General features: G+C 72.4%; 17 protein-coding genes. 4 read left to right on the top strand and 13 right to left on the bottom strand.

All coding sequences use genetic code 11. The features are described 5' to 3' along the window. Positions 1-2 precede the first annotated feature (2 nt). The 4 genes from rapZ to uvrA form a co-directional block, all read right to left on the bottom strand. A complete protein-coding gene (rapZ, locus tag ACGFMP_RS27170) occupies positions 3-929 on the bottom strand; it encodes an RNase adapter RapZ (RefSeq protein WP_393675632.1) in 927 nt (308 codons plus the stop codon). Next, a complete protein-coding gene (gene uvrC / locus ACGFMP_RS27165; RefSeq protein ID WP_393675631.1) occupies positions 926-3,103 on the bottom strand; it encodes an excinuclease ABC subunit UvrC in 2,178 nt (725 codons plus the stop codon). The genes rapZ and uvrC overlap by 4 nt, the downstream gene beginning before the upstream one ends. Before the next feature lie 96 nt (positions 3,104-3,199). After that, on the bottom strand, positions 3,200-3,619 hold the full coding sequence (locus ACGFMP_RS27160; protein WP_393675630.1) for a Rieske (2Fe-2S) protein: 420 nt from the start codon (positions 3,617-3,619) through the stop codon (positions 3,200-3,202). A 67-nt stretch (positions 3,620-3,686) separates the two neighbouring features. Then, a complete protein-coding gene (uvrA, locus tag ACGFMP_RS27155) occupies positions 3,687-6,647 on the bottom strand; it encodes an excinuclease ABC subunit UvrA (protein ID WP_393675629.1) in 2,961 nt (986 codons plus the stop codon). Between the two features lie 231 nt (positions 6,648-6,878). On the opposite strand from uvrA, the gene ACGFMP_RS27150 reads away from it, so the two are divergent. Both ACGFMP_RS27150 and ACGFMP_RS27145 read left to right on the top strand, forming a co-directional pair. Continuing rightward, positions 6,879-7,613: a maleylpyruvate isomerase family mycothiol-dependent enzyme gene (locus ACGFMP_RS27150; RefSeq protein WP_393675628.1), complete on the top strand. Its 735-nt coding sequence runs from the start codon at positions 6,879-6,881 to the stop codon at positions 7,611-7,613. A 4-nt stretch (positions 7,614-7,617) separates the two neighbouring features. Continuing rightward, entirely contained in the window at positions 7,618-8,274 is a 657-nt protein-coding gene (locus tag ACGFMP_RS27145; protein WP_393675627.1) for an MBL fold metallo-hydrolase, read from the top strand. 22 nt (positions 8,275-8,296) lie between these two features. Here ACGFMP_RS27145 and ACGFMP_RS27140 read toward each other — a convergent pair whose 3' ends face one another. From ACGFMP_RS27140 to ACGFMP_RS27130, 3 genes are all read right to left on the bottom strand, one after another. Then, positions 8,297-8,704, bottom strand: a complete 408-nt coding sequence (locus tag ACGFMP_RS27140) for a PASTA domain-containing protein (protein ID WP_393675626.1) — start codon at positions 8,702-8,704, stop codon at positions 8,297-8,299. Between the two features lie 115 nt (positions 8,705-8,819). Continuing rightward, entirely contained in the window at positions 8,820-9,269 is a 450-nt protein-coding gene (locus tag ACGFMP_RS27135) for a hypothetical protein (protein ID WP_393675625.1), read from the bottom strand. Next, positions 9,266-9,745 carry a hypothetical protein gene (locus ACGFMP_RS27130; RefSeq protein WP_393675624.1) on the bottom strand — a complete coding sequence of 160 codons (480 nt, stop codon included), beginning with the start codon at positions 9,743-9,745 and terminating at the stop codon, positions 9,266-9,268. Before ACGFMP_RS27130 ends, ACGFMP_RS27135 begins: the two co-directional genes overlap by 4 nt. A 39-nt stretch (positions 9,746-9,784) precedes the next feature. Here ACGFMP_RS27130 and ACGFMP_RS27125 point away from each other — a divergent pair, with 39 nt between their 5' ends. Then, on the top strand, positions 9,785-10,738 hold the full coding sequence (locus ACGFMP_RS27125; protein WP_393675623.1) for a helix-turn-helix transcriptional regulator: 954 nt from the start codon (positions 9,785-9,787) through the stop codon (positions 10,736-10,738). 114 nt (positions 10,739-10,852) lie between these two features. Beyond that, complete coding sequence (locus ACGFMP_RS27120; protein WP_393675622.1) at positions 10,853-11,215, top strand: hypothetical protein; 363 nt, start codon at positions 10,853-10,855, stop codon at positions 11,213-11,215. On the opposite strand, the gene ACGFMP_RS27115 is transcribed toward ACGFMP_RS27120, so the two are convergent. The 6 genes from ACGFMP_RS27115 to ACGFMP_RS27090 all read right to left on the bottom strand — a co-directional run bounded on the left by ACGFMP_RS27115 (position 11,196) and on the right by ACGFMP_RS27090 (position 18,758). Next, complete coding sequence (locus ACGFMP_RS27115) at positions 11,196-12,854, bottom strand: protein kinase (RefSeq protein WP_393675621.1); 1,659 nt, start codon at positions 12,852-12,854, stop codon at positions 11,196-11,198. The genes ACGFMP_RS27120 and ACGFMP_RS27115 overlap by 20 nt on opposite strands. Positions 12,855-12,857: 3 nt before the next feature. Next, positions 12,858-13,670 carry a serine/threonine protein kinase gene (locus ACGFMP_RS27110; RefSeq protein ID WP_393675620.1) on the bottom strand — a complete coding sequence of 271 codons (813 nt, stop codon included), beginning with the start codon at positions 13,668-13,670 and terminating at the stop codon, positions 12,858-12,860. A gap of 175 nt (positions 13,671-13,845) precedes the next feature. Next, positions 13,846-14,868, bottom strand: coding sequence for a cytochrome c oxidase assembly protein (locus tag ACGFMP_RS27105; RefSeq protein WP_393675619.1), 1,023 nt, complete (start codon positions 14,866-14,868; stop codon positions 13,846-13,848). A gap of 80 nt (positions 14,869-14,948) precedes the next feature. Beyond that, the gene (locus ACGFMP_RS27100; protein ID WP_393675618.1) at positions 14,949-16,016 is read right to left on the bottom strand and encodes a TerC family protein; all 1,068 of its coding nucleotides are present in this window, start codon (positions 16,014-16,016) and stop codon (positions 14,949-14,951) included. Between the two features lie 86 nt (positions 16,017-16,102). Next, positions 16,103-18,118 carry a TerD family protein gene (locus ACGFMP_RS27095; RefSeq protein ID WP_393675617.1) on the bottom strand — a complete coding sequence of 672 codons (2,016 nt, stop codon included), beginning with the start codon at positions 18,116-18,118 and terminating at the stop codon, positions 16,103-16,105. Positions 18,119-18,179: 61 nt separating this feature from the next. Continuing rightward, positions 18,180-18,758, bottom strand: coding sequence for a TerD family protein (locus ACGFMP_RS27090; protein WP_393675616.1), 579 nt, complete (start codon positions 18,756-18,758; stop codon positions 18,180-18,182). Positions 18,759-18,835 lie beyond the last annotated feature (77 nt).

Raw genomic sequence — 18,835 nt, 5'->3', positions numbered from 1 at the left:
GATCACTCGCGCCCCATGTCCCTGTGCACCGTCACCGTCTCCACTCCGTCCGCCGCCAGCCGCGCGGCCAGCCGTTCCGACATCGCCACGCTGCGGTGCTTGCCGCCGGTACAGCCGACCGCGATCGTCACGTACCGCTTGCCCTCGCGCCGGTAGCCGGCGGCGATGATGTGCAGCAGCTCGGCGTACCGGTCGAGGAACTCCTTGGCGCCGGGCTGGTTGAACACGTACGTGGCCACCTCGTCGTTGAGCCCGGTGAAGGGGCGCAGCTCCGGTACCCAGTGCGGATTCGGCAGGAAGCGGCAGTCCACCACCAGGTCGGCGTCGACCGGCAGCCCGTACTTGAATCCGAACGACATCACGGTGGCCCGGAGTTCCTGCTCCTCCTCGCCGGCGAACTGCGCATCGAGCTTGGCGCGCAGCTCGTGCACGTTCAGACTCGACGTGTCGACCACCAGGTCGGCGTCGCCGCGCAGCTCGCGCAGCAGGTCGCGCTCGGCCACGATGCCGTCCACGATGCGCCCCTGGCCCTGCAGCGGGTGCGGGCGGCGCACCGACTCGAAGCGGCGCACCAGCGCCTCGTCGGAGGCTTCGAGGAAGATCACCCGGCGCTTGACGTGCTTGGTCGCCAGGTCCGCCAGGGACTCCCTGAGGTTGTCGAAGAACTGCCGGCCGCGCACGTCCACCACGACCGCGATACGCGCCACATTGCCCTGGGAACGGGCGCCGAGGTCCACCATGGTCGGGATCAGCGCGGGCGGCATGTTGTCGACGACGAACCAGCCCAGGTCCTCCAGGCACTTCGCCGCCGTGCTGCGGCCCGCTCCCGACATCCCTGAGATGATCACCAGTTCGGGGATGGCCTGTCCGGCCTCGCCCGCTCCGCCGCTGGTCATATGCGTACTGTCCTGTTCGTCCTGCTCGCTCATGTGCTCTTCCCCCGATGCTGTGGGCCGGCCGCCGCCTGCGCGGTGCCGGCGGCCGTACGGTCGTCCTCTTCGATGATCTCTCCGGTCGCGGTGTTCACCGCGGGAGCGGCAGGGGCCGCGGACGCCAGGGCCGCGGCGACCGTCTCCGCCGTACGGCGGCCGATCCCCTGGACCTCGCAGATCTCCTCGACCGTCGCCGCACGCAGCCGCTTGAGCGAACCGAAGTGCTTGAGCAGTGCCTGCCTGCGGGTCTCGCCGAGGCCCGGCACCGCGTCGAGCGCGCCGGACTTCATCGACTTGGAGCGCTTGCTGCGCTGGTAGCCGATGGCGAAGCGGTGGGCCTCGTCGCGGACCCGCTGGAGCAGATACAGGCCCTCGCTGCTGCGCGGCAGGATCACCGGGTCGTCGTCGCCCGGCACCCAGACCTCTTCCAGCCGCTTGGCCAGGCCACAGACGAAGACGTCGGCTATGCCCAGCTCGTCGAGCGCCCGGCGGGCGGCGGCGACCTGCGGCTGCCCGCCGTCGACGACGACGAGCTGCGGCGGGTAGGCGAACTTGCGGGGGCGGCCGGTGTCCGGATCGATCGGGCCGCCGACCGGCTCGCCCGCGGCCTCGTCCGCCCCGTGCGGCGAGCCGTCCTCGGTGTCGTGCCGGGCGTCGTGCCGGGCGCCTTCCGGGGCCTGGTCGTGGACGCCGTTCCCCGGCTCTGCGGCGGTCCGCTGCTGGTCCGGCTCCCACTCGCCGGTCTTCTGCTTCTCCAGCAGATAGCGCCGGAAGCGGCGGGAGATCACCTCGTGCATGGAGCGGACGTCGTCCTGCCCCGCGAAGGACTTGATCTGGAAGCGGCGGTATTCGCTCTTGCGGGCCAGCCCGTCCTCGAAGACCACCATCGACGCGACCACGTCGTCGCCCTGCAGGTGGCTGATGTCGTAGCACTCGATCCGCAGCGGCGCGGTGTCCAGGTCGAGTGCGGTGGCGATCTCCTCCAGCGCCCGGGAGCGGGTGGTGAGGTCGGAGGCCCGCCGGGTCTTGTGCAGGGCCAGCGCCTGCTGCGCGTTGCGCTGCACGGTGGCCATCAGGTCCTTCTTGTCGCCGCGCTGCGGCACCCGCAGGCTGACCTGGGAGCCGCGCCGGTCCGACAGCCACAGGGCGAGCGGCTCCGCGGGGCTGGGCAGCGCCGGGACCAGCACCTCCTTGGGCACGCCGCCGCTGCCGCCGGACTGCGCCGCGTCGCCCTGCTCGTCGCCGTAGAGCTGCTGGATCGCGTGCTCGACCAGGCCCGCGGTGTCGACCGCCTCGACCCTGTCGGTGACCCAGCCGCGCTGGCCGCGGACCCGGCCGCCGCGGACGTGGAAGATCTGCACGGCCGCTTCGAGTTCGTCCTCGGCGACGGCGATCAGGTCGGCGTCGGTGGCGTCGGCGAGCACCACCGCGTTCTTCTCCATGGCGCGGCGCAGCGCCTCCAGATCGTCGCGCAGCCTCGCCGCCTGCTCGTACTCCATCTCGGAGGCGGCGTCCTTCATGCGCTGTTCGAGCCTGCGCAGATAGGTGCCGGTGTGGCCGGCCATGAAGTCGCAGAACTCCTCGGCCAGTTCACGGTGGTCGGCCTCGCTGATCCGGCCCACGCAGGGCGCCGAGCACTTGCCGATGTAGCCGAGCAGGCAGGGCCGGCCGATCTGGGCGGAGCGCTTGAACACCCCGGCGGAGCAGGTGCGAACCGGGAAGACCCGCAGCAGCAGGTCGACGGTCTCGCGGATCGCCCAGGCGTGGGCGTAGGGGCCGAAGTAGCGGACGCCCCTGCGCTTGGGGCCGCGCATCACCTGGACCCGCGGGAATTCCTCGTTCATCGTGACGGCGAGCGACGGATAGCTCTTGTCGTCGCGGTATTTGACGTTGAACCGCGGGTCGAACTCCTTGATCCAGGAGTACTCCAACTGGAGCGCCTCGACCTCGGTGGAGACCACCGTCCACTCCACCGCGGCGGCGGTCGTGACCATGGTCGCGGTGCGCTGGTGCAGGTTGGTGATGTCCTGGAAGTACGAGGACAGCCGCTGGCGCAGGCTCTTGGCCTTGCCGACATAGATCACCCGGCCGTGCTCGTCCCGGAATTTGTAGACCCCGGGAGAGTCGGGGATCTGGCCCGGCTTCGGTCGGTAGCTGCTGGGGTCTGCCATGCCTCCCACCCTACTGGCGGGATGCGACAAACCGGGGTCAGGCTCGGGCTCCCGGAACCCCGGAGTCCGGGGTCAGGGGTCCGGCCGGCCGACGGGTCAGCTCGCGGGTCCCGCGGTGATCTTGCCGCCCGCCACCGTGACGTGGACGGCGGGCAGCGCCTTGGTCGCCGGGCCCTGGACGACGGCTCCGGTCTCGGCGTCGAACTGGCTTCCGTGGCAGGGGCAGGAGACGGTCGTGCCCTCCACCGAGTCGACCACGCAGCCCTGGTGGGTGCACACCGCGCTGAACGCCTTGAAGGCGCCCTGCTGCGGCTGCGACACCACGACCTTGTCCTCGCGGTAGAGCTTGGCGCCGCCGACCGGCACCTCGCTCGCCGCGCCCAGCTCCACCGCCTTGGCGGGCCCGGCGGCCGAGCCGTTCTTGCCGCCGCACGCGGTCAGTCCGATTCCGGCGGCCCCGGCCAGTGCCGCGCCCCGCAGGACGGTACGGCGGCAGGCGGGCAGTTCGCTGGTCATACGTGCTCCAGGTGGTACGGGTGCGCACGATCCCGTGCGACCCGTACCTTACGTCCCCTGCCTGTGCTTACGCTTTGGCGGCCTTCTTCCGGGGCGCGGCCGCCTTCTTCGGCGCCGCGGTCTTCTTGGCCGCCGCGCGCTTCCTCGGCGCGGGCACGGCCGCGTCGCTGATCCGCTCGGCCGCCAGGACGTCGCGCAGGAACTTGCCGGTGTGGCTGGCCGGGACGCCCGCGATCTGCTCGGGGGTGCCCTCGGCGACCACGAGACCGCCGCCGCTGCCGCCCTCGGGGCCCATGTCGACGACCCAGTCGGCGGTCTTGATGACGTCCAGGTTGTGCTCGATGACGATCACCGAGTTGCCCTTGTCGACCAGTCCCGACAGCACCTTGATCAGCTTGCTGATGTCCTCGAAGTGCAGCCCCGTGGTCGGCTCGTCCAGCACGTACACGGTCCGCCCGGTGGAGCGCTTCTGCAGCTCGGAGGCGAGCTTGACGCGCTGCGCCTCACCGCCGGACAGCGTCGGCGCGGACTGTCCGAGCCGTACGTACCCCAGGCCGACCTCGTGCAGGGTGCGCAGGTGGCGGGCGATGGTGGGCACCGCCTCGAAGAAGTCCAGCGCCTCCTCGATGGGCATGTCCAGCACCTCGGCGATGGACTTGCCCTTGTAGTGCACCTCCAGGGTCTCCCGGTTGTAGCGCGCTCCGTGGCAGACCTCGCACGGCACGTACACGTCCGGCAGGAAGTTCATCTCGATCTTGATCGTGCCGTCGCCCGCGCAGTTCTCGCAGCGGCCGCCCTTGACGTTGAAGGAGAAGCGGCCGGGCAGGTAGCCGCGGACCTTGGCCTCCATCGTCTCGGCGAACAGCCGCCGCACATGGTCGAACACCCCGGTGTACGTCGCCGGGTTGGACCGCGGGGTGCGGCCGATCGGCGACTGGTCGACGTGCACGACCTTGTCCACCAGGTCGTCGCCCTCCACCCGGGTGTGCCGGCCGGGCACGCTGCGCGCGCCGTTCAGCTCGCGGGCCAGGTGGGTATAGAGGATGTCGTTGACCAGGGTGGACTTGCCGGAGCCCGACACGCCCGTGACCGCGGTGAGGACGCCCAGCGGGAAGGACACGTCGATGTCCTGCAGATTGTGCTCGCGGGCACCGTGCACGGTCAGCTGCCGCTTGCGGTCGATCGGGCGGCGCACGTCCGGCGTCGGGATGGCCCGCTTGCCGGCCAGATACTGCCCGGTCAGCGACTCCTCGTTGACCAGCAGCTCCTTGAGTGAACCGGAGTGCACGACCTTGCCGCCGTGCTCACCGGCGCCTGGGCCGATGTCCACCACCCAGTCGGCGGTCTTGATGGTGTCCTCGTCGTGCTCCACCACGATCAGCGTGTTGCCCAGGTCGCGCAGCCGGACCAGGGTCTCGATCAGCCGGTGGTTGTCGCGCTGGTGCAGGCCGATGGACGGCTCGTCCAGCACGTAGAGCACGCCGACCAGGCCGGAGCCGATCTGGGTCGCCAGCCGGATCCGCTGGGCCTCGCCGCCGGAGAGGGTGCCCGCCGCCCGGTTGAGCGAGAGGTAGTCGAGGCCGACGTCGACCAGGAACCTCAGCCGCTCGTTGACCTCCTTGAGCACCCGCTCGGCGATCTTGCGGTCCCTGGCGTCCAGCTTCATCGCGCCCAGGAACTCGGCGCAGTCGCTGATCGACATCGCGGCGACGTCGGCGATCGACCGGTCCTGCACGGTGACGGCCAGCACGATCGGCTTGAGCCTGCTGCCCTCACAGGTGGGGCAGGGCACCTCCCGCATATAGCCCTCGAAGCGCTCCCGGCTGGAGTCGCTCTCCGAGTCCTGGTGCCGGCGCTTGACAAAGGGCACCGCGCCCTCGAACTGCGCGTTGTACACGCGGTCACGGCCGTAGCGGTTCTTGTAGGCGACCCTGACCTCGGACTTGTGGCCGTAGAGCAGCGCCTTCTTGGCCCGGGCGGGCAGCCCGGCGAACGGGATGTCGGTGCGGAAGCCCAGCTCGGTGGCCAGGCCGTCGACCAGCCGCTCGAAATACCCCTTCGACATGCCGCCGGTCCAGGGCGCGATCGCGCCCTCCTTCAGCGTCTTCTGGTCGTCGGGGACGATCAGCTCCGGGTCGACCTCCATCCGGGAGCCGATGCCCGTGCAGTCGGGGCAGGCGCCGAAGGGCGAGTTGAAGGAGAACGAACGCGGTTCGAGCTCCTCGAAGGACAGGTCGTCGTACGGGCAGTACAGGTGCTCGGAGAACATCCGCTCGCGCTGCGGGTCGTCCTCCGGCAGGTCGACGAAGTCGAGGATGACCATGCCGCCGGACAGGCCGAGCGCGGTCTCCACCGAGTCGGTGAGCCGGCGCTTGGCGGAGTCCTTCACGGTGAGGCGGTCGACGACCACCTCGATGGTGTGCTTCTCCTGCTTCTTCAGCTTCGGCGGGTCGGTGAGCTGGATCGTCGCGCCGTCGACCCTCGCCCTGCTGTACCCCTTGGTCTGGAGATCGGCGAAGAGGTCGACGAACTCGCCCTTGCGCTCGCGCGCCAGCGGCGAGAGCACCTGGAAGCGGCTGCCCTCCTCCAGCTCCAGCACGCGGTCCACGATGGCCTGCGGCGACTGCCGGGTGATCGGGCGGCCGCACTCGGGGCAGTGCGGCTTGCCGATCCTGGCGAAGAGCAGCCGCAGGTAGTCGTAGACCTCGGTGATGGTGCCGACGGTCGACCGCGGGTTGCGCGAGGTGGATTTCTGGTCGATCGACACGGCCGGCGACAGACCCTCGATGAAGTCCACGTCCGGCTTGTCCATCTGGCCGAGGAACTGCCGCGCGTAGGACGACAGCGACTCGACGTAGCGGCGCTGGCCCTCGGCGAAGATCGTGTCGAAAGCCAGCGAGGACTTGCCGGAACCGGACAGACCGGTGAACACGATGAGCGAGTCCCTGGGGAGCTCCAGCGAGACGTTCTTCAGGTTGTGCTCGCGAGCGCCACGGACGATGAGTCGATCGGCCACGCCAGTGCGCACCTTTCCTAGAAACGGGGGGAGAGACCACACCCCCCAGTCAGCCTAAACGGGGTGCGCTCGGGTTTTCTTCCTGTCGCGGTGGTTGCGACACAAGGACCATATAGCACGCGCATTCGATTTACCGGATACGGCTGCCACGTTCACCCGATCGTGTGGTGCGCATCGCGGTGCGTGCCGCAGGGCATACGGAAACCTGATGCCGTAAGCCCGCCGAACCCACCGGGAGCGCCTGTGACCGTCCAACGACCCGACCCCGACCGCGATGCGGCAGACCTGGCGGAGGCGACGGAGCAGCTGCTCGAAGCCGTGGCCAAACTGTCCGCCGAGGACCTGGCGGGCCCCTCCCTGCTGCCCGGCTGGACCCGGGGCCATGTGCTGACCCACCTCGCCCGCAATGCCGACGCCCTGGGCAATCTGCTGACCTGGGCGGAGACCGGCGAGGAGACCCCGATGTACCCGGACGCGGCCACCCGCGACCGCGAGATCGAGGCGGGCGCCGGCAGGCCGCCCGCCGAGCAGGCCGACGACCTGCGGGAGTCCGCGGACCGTTTCGCCGCGGCCGTCGCCGCCATGCCGCCCGCCGCCTGGGCGAGCCAGGTCGCCATGCGCTCCGGGCGGGTGATCGCCGCGGCCGAGGTCCCCTGGCGGCGGCTGGTCGAGGTGCGGCTGCACCACATCGACCTCGGCACCGGCCACACCGCCGACGACCTGCCGGCCGGCTTCGCCGACCGCCAGCTGGCCTGGGCCGTCGACGGCCTAACCGCCCACGAGGGCGTGGCCCCCGTCCGGCTGCACGACACCGGCTCCGGCACCTCCTGGGATCTGGGCGCCGCGGCGGAGCCCGAGCTGACCGTCTCAGGGCCCGCCCGCGCCCTGCTCGCCTGGGTCTGCGGCCGCGGCCGGGGCGAAGGGCTCGACGTCAGCCCCGCGGGACACCCGCTGCCGGTGCTGCCGCCGCTAGGCTGACGCCATGGCGTACAGCGGACAGGTAACGGTGGGCGGGGCCCCCGACGTGCACGAACTCAGCGACTTGATCATCAGCAAGGTCGCGGTCGGCCCGATGAACAACAACGCGTATCTGCTGCGCTGCCGGGCCACCGGCGAGCAGCTGCTCATCGACGCCGCGGAGGAACCGGCCACCCTGCTGGACCTCGTCGGCTCCGACGGGCTGGCCTCGGTGGTCACCACCCACCAGCACGGCGACCACTGGCAGGCGCTGCGCGCCGTGGTCGACGCGACCGGTGCCCGCACGTACGCGGGCCGCGACGACGCGTCGGGCATCCCGGTCACCACCGACGTGCCCCTCGACGACGGCGGCACCATCGGCGTCGGCCGGATCACCCTCACCGCCCGCCACCTGGTCGGACACACCCCGGGCAGCATCGCGCTGGTCTACGACGACCCGCACGGCCACCCGCACGTCTTCACCGGCGACTGCCTCTTCCCCGGTGGCGTCGGGAACACCCACGACGACCCGGCCGCCTTCACCTCGCTGCTGGACGGCGTCACCGCGAAGCTCTTCGACCGGCTCCCGGACGAGACCTGGGTCTACCCGGGCCACGGCGACGACACCACCCTCGGCGCCGAGCGGCCGCACCTCGCCGAATGGCGCGCACGCGGCTGGTGAACCGCCCGGCGGGGCGGTGGCGTCAGTGGCGCCGGGTGCGGCTCCTGCGCGGCGACGACGCGTGACGGGTCGCGACCGGGCGGTGGGTGGCCCGGCGCGTCGTGGTCGCCGTCGACCCGCCGCCGTCCTTGGCGGGACAGCTCTCCGCGACCTTCGCCACGGACAGGCGCACGGATATGCCGGTGTCGGCCTCGCCGGACGCGGGATTCTGGAAGCAGACCTTCCAGTCCGCGGCCGACGAGGCCGAGCGCTTCGCACCCGTCGCGTCGGTCACGCTGACATTCCTGAAGCCCGCCCCCGACGCGGCCGTCCTCGCCGCGTCCAGGGTGTCCCCCGTCAGGCTGGGGAGCATCCTGGTGACGCCGGTCTTCTTGTCGTGCGAGCCGCCGCCGCAGCCGGTGAGCGCGACCACCGCGACTGCGGCGGTCACGGTGGCGAGGCAGGCCGCGGACGTCCGGGCGTACGGCAAAGGGTCCCCCTGGGTTCACATCGCGTCAGCTGACGCTCGGTCAAAGGGGCGATGATGCCAGTCAGGGGCACGGGCGTCATCGGCGGGTCAGCTCCATGACCCAGTTGGTCAGCCAGGTGTCGCCGCCGTCCACCGAGAAGGCCTGCTCCCAGCGGGCGGCCTCCCCCGTGATGCCGGACCACACGAAGCGCACCCTGACGTCCTTGCCGTCGTGGGTGTCGTCGCCGTGGAAGACCCCCTCGCCGCCGGTGAAGCGGCCGGTCACCGGCGGGAAGATCCGGCCGGTGCTGCTGCTCGACCAGTAAAGGGACCACTCGTCGCGGGACGGGTCGTACAGCCGCAGCGTCAGCCCTGCCGTGCCCTTGGTGGGGAAGGCGATCTCGTCGAAGTTCGCGCCGCCGTCGAAGTGCCGGGTGGCGGTGCTGACACCGGGGAATTCCTCCCAGGCGCTGTCCGGGTCGAGGAAGTCGGTGCGCCGGTGGTTGGCGACGTCCCAGGTGCCGGTGAGGAAGTCGAAGTCGTTCATGTGCGGTCCTCCGTGCTGCCCGCGGGCAGCGAGTCGTGGAGCCAGCCGGCCAGGTCCGGGCGATCGGGGGTGAGGACGTGCCTGACCCAGGCGTCGCGCTCGTGCAGGATCGGCGGCAGCTCCCAGACGCAGCCGATCAGCCGCGACTCGAGCGGTACGAAATGCGTCGGGTCCCGGTCGGGGCAGCCCAGGAAGGGCTGCCCCGCCGTGGCTCCCGCGAAGTGCAGCGCGTTGTCCCACGCCCAGGTGTAGGCGTTGAGATACGCCCCGTCGTCCCCTCCCCTGTGGAGGACGACGAAGGCCGCGCCCGGTGTGCCGTCGGCTTCCGGCAGCAGGTCCGGCAGGATCGCGTACGCCGCCTTCTCGACGTCGGGCGCGATGCCGTCCGGGTCCGCGGTGACGTGATAGCGCTTGACGTGCCGGCCCGCGACCTCGATCGGCGGCGGCACCGTGAGGAACTTCTCGCGGAAAGCCATGACTGGACCGTACGGCGACTTCACTGACACCTTGTGTCAGTGAAGTCGAGCCGCCTGCTGTCGATCCTGCTGCTGCTGCAGACCCGCGGCCGGATGACCGCCGCCGAACTCGCGGCGGAGCTCGAGGTGTCGCCGCGGACCGTCTACCGGGACGTGGAGTCGCTGCACGCGGCCGGCGTGCCGCTGTACGGCGACGCCGGGCACAGCGGGGGCTACCGGCTGCTCGCCGGCTACCGCACCCGGCTGACCGGGCTGAACGCCGGCGAGGCCGAGGCGCTTTTCCTGTCAGGCGCGCCGGGACCCGCCGCCGAGCTGGGGCTCGGTCCCGCGCTTGCGGCCGCCCAGCTCAAGCTGCGGGCCGCGCTGCCGCCGGAACTGCGCGAGCAGGCCGACCGGATGCGCACCCGCTTCCACCTGGACGCGCCCGGCTGGTACGCCGCGGACGCCGAGGTGCCGTATCTGCCGCAGGTCGCCGACGCGGTGTGGCACGGCAGGGTCCTCCACGTGCGCTACCGGCGCTGGAAGGAGCCGACGGACGTCGACCGGCGGCTCGAACCCTACGGCCTGGTGCTCAAGGCGGGCCGCTGGTACGCGGTGGCGGGTCCCGGGCCGCGCACCTACCGCGTCGACCAGATCCTGCGGCTGGCCGTGGGCGACGAGCGCTTCGAGGTGCCGGCCGGCTTCGACCTGGCCGACCACTGGCGGCGATACCAGGAGGACTTCCACGCCCGGCTGCACCGCGGTGAGGCGGTGGTGCGGCTCTCCCCTGCCGCCGCGGCGCGGCTGACCGGACCCGCCGCGCGGGCGCTGGAGGCGACCGGCAGCGCCGAGCCCGACGGCTGGACGCGCGCGACGCTGCCGACCGAGTCGCCGGATCAGGCGCACTCGTTCTTCCTGTCGCTCGGCGCGGAGGCGGAGGTGCTGGCGCCGCGGGAACTGCGGGACCGCCTCGGGGCCACGGCCCGCGCGCTCGCCGCGGCCTACCAGCAGTGACCCGCCGATCACACCCCCACACACCCTGTCATCCGTCAGGAGCGGAGCGTAGTCGCCGCCGGTTACGTTTCTGGTGGCCGGCAGCACCGCCGGCCCTCACGGAGGGAAAGAACCATGCGGAAGATCACCAGGATGGTCACGGCACTGGCGTTCGCGGCGGGCGTCGCGACCACGGCGGGCATCACCAACGCGCAGGCGGCAGGCGACTCGTGGGACGGCTGCCCGTCCGGCGCGGTGTGCGTCTACGCGCAGGACGCGGACGCCGTGACACCGACCGCCGTCTACTGGAGCTACGGCGCCCACAACCTGAGCAACCAGGTCGGCTGGCACTGGGTGCTCAACAACCAGACCGGCGGCGCCCACGCCCGGCTCTGCCTCGGCTACAACGGCACCGACTGCAACTACGACATGGCCGCGCAGCACGGAGTGCGCGCCGACCTCACCCCGGTCAACTCCATCACCCTGGACCGGCCGTAGCCGTCGGGCGGCCCGTGTAGCCGGCCAGATTGCGGCGGACCTCGTCGACATAGGGCCGGACACGGGCCGGTACACCCCCGGCGTCGACGACGGTGCGGACGCTGGTGCGGTAGGCGGCGGCGATCCACGAGGGGAGATCGCCGCGCATGCCGTCCTGCTTCAGCTGCTGGTCGACCCAGCAGAGGTAGACGCCCATGGTGGCGATGGCGTCCGGCGGCGACATGTAGTCCTTGGTGCCGTTCAGGTCTCCGTCGACCGCCCAGGCCTTGAAGACCCTCGGGGTCCACATGGCGACGCCGTACTCGTCGGTGGCCGGGCGGCGGGCTTCGACGTCGAAGCCGCTCTCCGCCTTGAGCATCGCGGCGACCAGGGCGGGTGACACCTCGGGCTGCGCGCACAGCCGGGCGGCCTGGTCGATGGACGGGCGCAGGGCGGCCGGGATGTCGGAGTGGGCGGGGAGCGTGTCGCCGAGCGGGGTGGCCGTGACCGCGGGCGGCGCGCCCGTCCCTGCCGCCGGGCGGGCCGGGCGCCCTCCGTCCGTCAGCAGCAGGCCCGCGCCTGTCGCGAGCAGCACCCCGGCCAGGGCTGCCCACGACAGGACCCGGCGCCGGACCCTGCGCACCGGGGCGCCGCCCGCCGGGATCGCGCCGCCCTGGGGGCCGCTGGCCTGGGCCAGGGCGTCCTGGGCCAGGGCGTCCCCGAGGCCTCCTGCGCCGGTGGGGGTGAGTGCCGCGACGCGTTCGGCGAGCAGGTCGGCGGTCAGCCCGGCGCGGGCGGCGTGGTCGGGGGCCAGGCAGTCGGTGATGAGCCGGCGCCAGTCGTCGGGAAGGGAGGAGTCGAGCCGCAGCGGGGCGGCGCCGCGGGCGTAGGACTGGGCGGCGAGCGCCCGGGCGCGGGCGGTGGCACCGGGGAAGGGGTGCAGCCCGCCGCACAGCACCTCGTGGGCGAGCACCCCGTAGGCCCAGATGTCGGCGGTGGGGCGGACGGCGGTGCCCTGGCTGCCGGTGCGGGCCGACCACCATTCCGGTGGCAGGTGGTCGAGGGTGCCCATCGGCGGGACGTAGGCGTGGGTGCCGTCCAGCTCCGCGGTGAGGCCGAAGTCCGCGAGCCACACCTCGCCCCGCGGGCCCAGCAGGATGTTGGCGGGCTTGAGGTCGCCGTGCACCCAGCCCTGGCGGTGCAGATGCGCCAGCCCGGCGGCGGCACCGCGCAGGATCCGCTCGGCCCGGGCGGGCGGTCGGCCGGCGGCGACCGTGTCGAGGACGTCCTGGACGCTGCGTTCGGCGCGGTCCATGACCAGGGCGGTGCAGCCGTCGAGGCCGGGGTGGGCGCTGTCGCGGACGGTCAGCGCCTCGACCGTACGGATCAGATGCGGGTGGTGTGCGGCCAGGCTGAAGCGCACCTCCCGGCCGACGAGGTCCGCCATCGCGGCCTGCTGGCCGGGGCTCAGCAGCGAGGTGCCGAGGAATTTCACCGCGGCCGGGGTGCCGTCCGCGCCGTCGGCGGTGTAGACGCTGCCCCAACTGCCCGACCCGATCAGCCCGGTGACGGTCCAGTCGCCGACCCGGTAGCCGTCCGGCACGTCGACCGGCGGCCTGCGACCCTTGGCGCCCTCCGCTGTGCGCTCGCGCTCGGGCACGGGTCAGCCCGCCCCGGCGGGCTGCCGGGCGGCGGACGGCGACCGGGTGGGCAGCCGCGGCGGCAGCAGCGCCAGGTGCTCCTCCCTGACCAGGTCGAAGCGCAGGGCGAAGGCCACCAGCTCCGCGCGCTTGCCGCCGGCGAGGGTGTCCGTGTCCTGGTCCGCGGTCTCGTCGCGCAGCCGCAGTTTGGCCGAGGCGAGGTAGTCGATGTGGTAGTTGACGGCGGACCGGGTCAGGTCGCGGCAGCTCTCCAGCGGGCGCAGCCGGTCCAGGACGTCGCCGACCCGGGGGACGGCGCCGGTCGAGGCGTTGCGCAGCCTCGGCTCGCACAGGGCGAGCAGGACGAGGAAGTATTTCGCGGTCGGGTCGAGGGCGAAGGGCATGACGGTGTGCTCCCCGCCGGCCGGGCCGCCGCCGGGGTCGTCGCGGTAGGCGTGCTGCGGCGCGAAGACCTTGAAGCCGGCCCCGGCACCCTCCGAGGGGAGCACGACCCGGGCGAACTCGAAGGGCACGGGTGCGCCGAGCCGCCCCGGCGCCACCTTGATGTGCTCGCCGGCGCCCTCCAGGTTCTCCACCACGTAGGTGGCGGTACGGCTGTAGTTGGACAGCCGCCAGTAGTCCTCGGCCGCGGTGATCTGCCCGGCGCACCGGGACACCCCGGGGTCGGTGAGCGGGATCGGCATCGGGCGCCCCGGGGTGCCGCGGCCGAAGTCGGCGGTCTCCCCCGGCCCCAGCCTGAGCAGCCGCGGCCGGCCCGGCCGCTCGGCATGCCGCAGCCCGCGCGCCTCGGGAAGCTGCACGATGACCGTGTCCATGGTCCCCACCCCATACCGTCACTTGAGTCACGAATGATGCACTCTGAGTGACGTGCCACGCCGGGCCGCAGTTGCGCGATGTGGGCAGATGACCGAGCGTTTCACCTGATCAGGTGAGCCCGGTGCACCGGCCGGGTGGCCGGTCGAACGCTCCTGCGGGCAGAAGAGGGGGCGGTCAGCGGCCCCGTCGCATCCGTTCGCCGACTTCCCCCTGGTCGGTCTCCCACCAGGGCCTGGTCATGCCGGGCACGGCGGGCGCCGCGGCGGGGGCCGCCGCCGCGGGGGCAGCCGCGGGGGCACCGGCCGTGGCCGCCGCGGGCGCGGCGGCGGGCGGGACCGCCGCCAGTGCCTCGCGGTCCAGCCGGGCGTCCAGTTCCGCGGTTTTGGTGCGTTCCGCCCGCCACCACTCCAGGAAGACCAGCAGGATGAAGGGCAGCCCGACGAGTTCCGCCAGCGTCAGCATCAGCCCGCCGCCGAGCATCTGGTCGTGGTCCACGCTGGGCCCCCAGTTGCGGGGGTGATCGGTGTACCAGTGCCCCGCGACCAGGGTGCCGCTGGTCATCACCACGATGCCCGGCACCGAGTCGAAGAGGCCGTCGAGGAAGACCAGCGCCGCCCGCACCGGGTGGGTGCACCAGCGCGGCAGCAGTTCCTGCCGGCTGAGCATCGGCAGGACGAACAGGCTGCCGGTGAGCAGCAGCTGAAGGTGCATCAGCTGGCGGACCAGCGGGTTGCCCAGCGCGGTGGCGAAGTAGGGCGTGAAGTAGATGGTCAGCTCGGAGGCGAGCACCAGCAGCGAGCTGACCAGCGGATAGGTGAGGGCGCGCACCGGCCGGGAGGAGAAGGCCCGGTGCAGCCGGCCGCCCGGGTCGGCGAGCCCCAGCGGGTCGCCGAGGGCGAGGCCGAGCGGTGCGAAGAGGTCGAGCAGGATGTTCTGCACGGCTGCCGGCCAGAACAGCACCCGGTCGTAGACCGCCAGCGAGGACATGGTGGCGACGACCAGCGTGCCGAGCCCCAGTACGTAGAAGGCGGCGCTACGCCACAGCGGCCAGCGCTCCCCTGCGCGTCTCCGGCGGCGCACCCCGTGGGCGTACCAGGCACCGAGCAGCAGGACGGCGACCAGGGCCACCGAGTCGAGCTGCCAGGTGTCGAGATACCGGGCTCCGGTCAGCTCGGGGAGGGCCTGGGGGCTCGCCACATCCGCGCCTTTCCACGTCTACCGTCCGATACGGGGCAACGGTAGACCCCGGCGGGCGGTGCGCGGCACGCAGGGGGAGGTCAGGCCTCTATCCGCTGGTCGGACGTGTCCGCCGGTGTGTCGCTGTCGTCGTCGGCCCCGCCGATCTCCGCGGCCCCGCCGGCCTCCGCGGCCCCGCTGATCTCCGCGGCCTCACCGGGCGCGGGGGCGCCGCGGGTGGCCAGCAGACTGGTGGCGGTGGTGACGGCCAGGACGGTGACGATGACGCCGAGCGAGACCGGGATGGAGATCTCCGGGACGTGGACGCCCGTCTCGTGCAGGGCGTGCAGCACCAGCTTCACGCCGATGAAGCCGAGGATCACCGACAGCCCGTAGGACAGGTGGACCAGCTTCTTGAGCAGGCCTCCGATCAGGAAGTACAGCTGGCGCAGGCCCATCAGGGCGAAGGCGTTGGCGGTGAAGACGATGTACGGGTCCTGGGTGAGGCCGAAGATCGCCGGGATGGAGTCCAGGGCGAAGAGCACGTCGGTGGTGCCGATGGCCAGCATCACCACGAGCATCGGGGTCATCAGCCGCTTGCCGTTGCGGGTGATGAACAGCTTCGTGCCGTGGTAGCGGTCGGTCGCGGGCACCCGCTTCTCGACCATCTTCAGCAGCCGGTTCTCCTCGAACTCGTCGTCGTCCTGCGACTCGGTGCGGGCTTCCTTGACCAGCTTCCAGGCGGTCCAGATCAGGAAGGCGCCGAAGACGAAGAACACCCAGGAGAAGCTGGCGACGATCGTGGCACCCGCGGCGATGAAGACCGCCCGCAGCACCAGCGCTATCAGCACACCGACCAGCAGGACGCGCTGCTGGTATTGCGAGGGCACCGCGAACTTGCCCATGATCAGCACGAAGACGAAGAGATTGTCGACGCTGAGCGACTTCTCGGTGATGTAGCCCGCGAAGAACTCCCCGGCTGGCTGCCCGCCGGAGAAGATCATCAGGCCGAGGCCGAAGAGGGCGGCGAGGACCACCCAGACCGCGGTCCACAGGCCCGCCTCGCGGACGGACACGTCGTGAGGGGTGCGACCGACCAGGAAGTCCGCGCCGATCAGCGCGCACAATCCGGCGATGGTCAGCACCCAGAGGGCGAGGGAGACGTCCACAGGTCCTCCGGCGGGTCGAAACGACTCAGTCAAAGAACCGTACACGAATAACCAAGAAATGGTAAAGGAGGAAGTAAAAACGCAGGTCAGGTGCCGTACGCCGGGCGTGCTGCGGCCAGCTGCCTGAGCACGTCGCCGAGGATCCGGCTGCCCGCCGGCACCAGCGGCGGCTCGTACGTCCAGGCGTGCCCCACCCACGGGTCGGCCAGGTGGTCGCTGGGCAGCGGGGTGAGCCGCAGCAGCGAACGCCACAGCGGATCGAGCACGGGGCCGTAGGCCGCCGCGTCCTCCCGGTCGGCCACCAGCAGCAGGTGGACACCCGCCGACGGGCCCTCGTCGGCGAGATACCGCAGCAGGTTGACCGACCGGTCGTCGAAGCCGTACGGGAACTCGTTGACGATCAGCAGCTGCTCCGCGGTGTCGAAACCGGGCGGCAGGTCGTCGGCCGCCCCGCCGCGCCTGGCCATCTGGATCAGGTCGACCCGCTCGGTGAGCCGGGTCAGCAGATCATTGACCCCTGCCGCGCCCGCCGCCGGGGGCGGCAGCACCAGCGCACCGCCGGCGTGCAGCGGGGCGAGTGCCGTGGCGCCGGAACCCGCGGGGTCGAGGGCGTGCACCGCGAAGCTGCCCACCGGATGCGAGGCCAGCAGCCTGGCCGCTGTCGACACCGCGACCTCCATGGCCGCACGGCGGTTCTCCGAGCTGTCCACCCACAGGCCGCGCTCCAGCGGGAGCCGGCTCAGCAGCGGGATGCGCAGCTCGGGCGCCTCCGGCAGGCACAGGCTCCCCAGCCGCACCGCCAGCGGCAGCCGGCCCGGCACCCGGTAGCCGTGCCAGGCCGGATTCTCCCAGCCGGCGAATTCCGGCGGCAGCGCCGGCTCGACGGCTTCCGCCTCCGCGGCGAGCTGCGCCAGGTCCCGGTCGAGCACCGCCCTGGCCTGGTCGACCAGTGCCGCCTGCTTGCCCTGCGCCGCCTCACGGGCCGCCTCCGCCGCCGGGCCGCCCCGGGTGCGCGGGTCGGCCAGCAGCCGGTCGAGCTCCTGCTCGAAGCGGGACTCGGCGAAGTCCGCGGCGCTGCGGTAGGCAGCCACGGTCCGCGAGAGGTCCTCGAACATGCCCCAGACCTGGTTGTACAGCCGCTCCTCCATGGAGCGCCCGGCCGCGTCGCCTGCGACCGGCACCCGGGGCGCCTGCGCGGGCGGCGGCGGGTAGCCCTGCCCGGGTGCGGTCTCCCGCGGCGGCGGCACCTGCGCGGGGCGCGCGGGCGTGTCCCGCGGCGCCGCGGGGGGCGCGTTGCGGCGCCTGGGGTGCCGGTAGTCCACGGGTCCCGCCGCGCCTGCCGCCGGTGTCCCGGCTTCGGTGCCGGGCCCCGAGGTCTGCGGTGCCCCCGCCCCGGCGCCCGCGCCGGTTCCGCGCCCGTCGCTGTACGCCGAGGTGCCCGGGCGGTTCGCGCCGCCGGCGGCGCCGCGGTCCGCCCGGTGGTAGCCCACGCCTGATCCGCCCGTGGGCGGCGGCGCGGGCAGGTCGATCGAGCGGGCCTGCTCGCGGTCCACCGCGGTGTGCACCGCCTCGGCGGTACCCCGCGGGTCCGGCACCCCCTGGTCGAGGAACAGCGCGGGCAGGCCGCCCCGGTAGCCCTGGCCGACCGCGCGGACCTTCCAGGCGGACTGGCGGCGGTAGAGCTCGACGGCCAGCAGGGCGGTCTCGGCGCCGAGCCCGGTGATGGTGAAGCCGGCGATGGCGTTGCCGTCCGGTGTGGTGACGGCGAGCCGGGGGGCGGGGGCGGCGCCGAAGTCGGCGGGCGCGCCCGGGCGGGCCGCGGCACCGGGCAGCGCGAGCAGCACGTGCACCCGGTGCACCGCGGGCGGCATGGCGCCGAGGTCCACGGCGAGGCGGTGGTCCGCGGCGGCCTGCCGCGGCACCTCGACCCCGGCGAGCTGCGGCTCACCGGGGTGGGCTATCCATTCGCCGTCGCCGACGACCCGGCCCGCCTCGTCCCCCAGGGTGACCGCGGCCACTACCGGTGTACCCGCCGACACCCGGATCTCCAGCCGGTTGCCGGGCAGCGGGTGGTTCTGTCCCCGGACCAGTTCGGCCGCCATGTCCGCCGCCCCCGTCTTCCTGTGTAGGTGAACTGCTACGGCCGTCCGGCCGGACCCGCCGTCAGAGCGCGGGAAGAATGGCCGGGATCAGGTCCTGGAACGTCCGGCCGTTGGCCGGGGTGCCGATCGCCGTCATCGACCAGCCGGTCGCGCCGCGCTGCACCTTCGCCATGATCTGGGCGGTGTACGCGCCGCCGCCGGTCAGCGTGTAGCGGGCCAGCTCCTGCCCGTTGGTCTCGTCGACCAGGCGGCAGAACGCGTTCTCCACCTCGGCGAAGGTCTGGCCGGTGAACGAGTTGACCGTGAAGATGATCTGGTCGACGTGCACGGGGACTCGGGACAGGTCGACGATGATGGACTCGTCGTCGCCGCCCTGGCCGACACCGCCGACCAGGTTGTCACCGGTGTGCCGGACGGAACCGTCGTCGCTGGTGAGGTGGCGGAAGAACACCACGTCGACCGGCTGCTTGTCGGCGAAGAGGACCGCGGAGGCGTCCAGGTCGATCTCCCTGGTGCGGCTGCCGAACAGCCCGCGGCGCGGCGCCGCCTTCCAGCCGAGCCCCATCCTGACCGCCGTCAACGAGCCTCCGTCGGCCTTGCTCAGGCTGATCTTCTGGCCCTTGGTCATGTTGACCGTCACGCGCTTGCCCCTCTCACCCGTCACCTGATGTGTGCGGTTGCTGCCCGCACCCTAACAAGACGCGGACCGACCGTATC

The sequence above is a fragment of the Streptomyces sp. NPDC049040 genome, assembly GCF_043197715.1.
In the GTDB taxonomy this organism is placed as follows: Bacteria; Actinomycetota; Actinomycetes; order Streptomycetales; family Streptomycetaceae; genus Actinacidiphila.
The sequence above is the reverse complement of the archived record's forward strand: the minus strand, read 5'-3'. Positions and strand labels throughout refer to the sequence as shown.

Excerpts from the sequence above, each read along its gene's own strand:
- uvrC (WP_393675631.1), bottom strand. The coding sequence starts at position 3,103 with ATGGCAGACCCCAGCAGCTACCGACCGAAGCCGGGCCAGATCCCCGAC.
- ACGFMP_RS27130 (WP_393675624.1), bottom strand. The coding sequence starts at position 9,745 with ATGGCTTTCCGCGAGAAGTTCCTCACGGTGCCGCCGCCGATCGAGGTC.
- ACGFMP_RS27095 (WP_393675617.1), bottom strand. The coding sequence starts at position 18,118 with ATGGCGGCCGAACTGGTCCGGGGACAGAACCACCCGCTGCCCGGCAAC.
- ACGFMP_RS27110 (WP_393675620.1), bottom strand. The coding sequence starts at position 13,670 with ATGGACACGGTCATCGTGCAGCTTCCCGAGGCGCGCGGGCTGCGGCAT.
- ACGFMP_RS27160 (WP_393675630.1), bottom strand. The coding sequence starts at position 3,619 with ATGACCAGCGAACTGCCCGCCTGCCGCCGTACCGTCCTGCGGGGCGCG.
- ACGFMP_RS27120 (WP_393675622.1), top strand. The coding sequence starts at position 10,853 with ATGCGGAAGATCACCAGGATGGTCACGGCACTGGCGTTCGCGGCGGGC.
- rapZ (WP_393675632.1), bottom strand. The coding sequence starts at position 929 with ATGAGCGAGCAGGACGAACAGGACAGTACGCATATGACCAGCGGCGGA.
- ACGFMP_RS27145 (WP_393675627.1), top strand. The coding sequence starts at position 7,618 with ATGGCGTACAGCGGACAGGTAACGGTGGGCGGGGCCCCCGACGTGCAC.
- ACGFMP_RS27135 (WP_393675625.1), bottom strand. The coding sequence starts at position 9,269 with ATGAACGACTTCGACTTCCTCACCGGCACCTGGGACGTCGCCAACCAC.